Origin of the sequence: Agathobaculum butyriciproducens, from assembly GCA_003096535.1 — a bacterium.
In the GTDB taxonomy this organism is placed as follows: Bacteria; Bacillota; Clostridia; order Oscillospirales; family Butyricicoccaceae; genus Agathobaculum; species Agathobaculum butyriciproducens.
Genome location: QEKJ01000046.1, coordinates 1 through 2,483, shown reverse-complemented (window position 1 = coordinate 2,483; position 2,483 = coordinate 1). Strand labels below are relative to the sequence as shown.

Genomic DNA, 2,483 nt, shown 5'->3' with positions numbered 1-2,483 from the left:
ATTACTTAGCAGCCAGACGGCGAGCCTTAGCAGCCATGCGCTCACGGGTAACGTCGAGCAGTACGGCGCCGATGATAACCAGGCCGAGTACGAGGTTCTGTACTGCCGAAGAAACGGACAGCAGGGAGAAGCCGTTACGCAGAACAGCGATGATCAGCGCGCCGAGCATGGTACCAACCATGGTGCCCTTGCCGCCCATGAAGGATGCGCCGCCGATGATGCAGGCTGCGATTGCGTCGGTATCGTACGGCTGAATAGCGTTAACGCCGTTGCAGATACCGGAACGACCGATGGATACGATACCAGCCAGAGCTGCCATGAAACCGGACAGGGTGTAGCAGAAGGTCAGCACGTTAGCGGAGTTGATACCGGACAGACGAGCTGCTTCCGGGTTGCCGCCTACACAGTAGATGGAACGGCCCAGAGCGGTCTTGGTCAGCAGGATGTGCATGATAACGTAGATGACAAGTACTACGATAAAGGATACCGGGAAGCCGGCTACGGTCGAAGAACCGAGCCACATAACAGCATCATTACCGGAGAAGGATACCATCTGAGAGTTGGTGATGATCAGCGCACCGCCCCACAGTACGTTCTTCATACCGAGGGTAGATACGAACGGATGCGGCAGGTGCAGACGGGTAAGAAGCATACCGTTGATCCAGCCGATCAGGGTGCCGCCAACGATGGCAACAACCAGCAGCAGAACCGGATTGTTCATGCCCTTGTTAACCAGCATACCTGCAAGGCAGGCAGCGAACGTTGCGTTCGCACCTACGGACAGGTCGATGCCGGCGGTGATCAGGCAGAGCAGCATACCGGTGGATACCAGTGCATTGAACGAGGTCTGCTTGAGAACAGACATCATGTTGGAATACTTAAAGAAGTTCGGCGAAGCAATCGCCAGAACTACACAAAGGATTACCAGTGCGCCAAAAGTACCAGCATAAGACATCAAACTGCTGGATTTCTTCGATTTAGTCATCTAATTTACCTCCCCAAGCTGCCTTCATAAGGTCTTCCTGATTGAAATGTTCGCTGTCACGGTCTACTTCGGCCATTACTTCGCCGCCGCGCATTACGATTACGCGGTCGGACATGCCGAGGATCTCAGGCATTTCCGAAGATACCATGATAACGCACTTGCCCTGCTTGACAAGGCTGTTCATTACGTTGTAAACCTCGACCTTTGCGCCGACGTCGATACCACGGGTCGGTTCGTCAAAGATAAAGATCTCTGCATCCGTGTTGACCCACTTGCCGATTACGACCTTCTGCTGGTTACCACCGGACAGCTGGCCTACGATCTCGTCGATCGACGGGGTCTTGATGCGCAGCGACGCAATGTTCTGCTCGCCTGCCTCGAGGATCTTCTTTTCGTTCAGGAACAAGCCCGAAGAGAAGCCCTTCATGTTAGCAAGAATCAGGTTGGTGCGAATGGTCTGAGCCAGTACCAGACCCTGTCCCTTACGGTCCTCGGTGAGGAACGCAATGCCATGCTTGATAGCCTGACGCGGGGACTTGATATGTACTTCCTTGCCCTTGATCTTGATCTTGCCGCTGTCGATCGGATCTGCGCCGAATACTGCGCGCATAATCTCGGTACGACCGGCGCCGACCAGACCTGCAAAGCCCAGAATCTGTCCGCCGTATGCCTTGAAGGATACATCGTTCAGGACGCCTGCCTCAACAACGTTGTCAACCTCGAGCATCGGCTCCTTGGACTTTTCGCCGAATTCCTTCGGGAACTGGTTGTCCAGCGAACGACCTACCATTGCGGTGATCAGGGAGTCATTATCCCACTGATCGATCGGCTTGGTTGCGATGAACTCACCGTCACGGATAACCTCAACGCGGTCGCACAGCTCGAACAGCTCCTCCAGCTTATGGGATACAAAGACGATGCCGATGCCGCGTGCCTTCAGGTCACGGCAGGTCTTCATCAGCTGCTCAACCTCTTTCTCGCCCAGAGAGGAGGTCGGCTCGTCCATAATAATCATTTTTGCGTTGATCAGAACCGCCTTCGCGATCTCGATCATCTGCTGTACGCCCATACCAAAGTTACCTGCCGGCTTGGTCGGGTCTACGTCCTGACCGAGCGAAGCCATAACTTCCTTTGCCTTTTTATGCATGGTCGGGTAATCCAGCAGAGTACCCTTTTTGATCCACTTGTTGATGAAAATGTTGTCAGTAATGCTCAGCAGCTTCTCAATGTTAAGCTCCTGATATACGCACGCGATGCCAGCCGCTGCCGAATCGTTCGGGTCCTTAAAATGCTGCTCGACGCCGTCTACATAAATCTGACCCTCGTCTGCCTGATGCACACCAGTCAGCACCTTGATCAGCGTAGATTTGCCTGCGCCGTTCTCACCGATCAGGCCGAGGATCTCGCCCGGCTTGACGGAAAGCTGCATGTTTTTCAGAGCCACTACGCCCGGAAAACGCTTGGTCGCGTTTTTCAGTTCTACTACGTATTCACTCAT

At 54.0% G+C, this 2,483-nt stretch carries 2 protein-coding genes; both read right to left on the bottom strand.

Features of this window, described 5'->3' with window-relative positions:
• Position 1 precedes the first annotated feature (1 nt).
• Positions 2-985: an ABC transporter permease gene (locus C7386_RS13135; protein ID WP_110436281.1), complete on the bottom strand. Its 984-nt coding sequence runs from the start codon at positions 983-985 to the stop codon at positions 2-4.
• Positions 978-2,483 (bottom strand): sugar ABC transporter ATP-binding protein (locus C7386_RS13130; protein ID WP_116705730.1); only part of this gene is annotated, 1,506 nt, incomplete at its 5' end. The genes C7386_RS13130 and C7386_RS13135, both read right to left, overlap by 8 nt.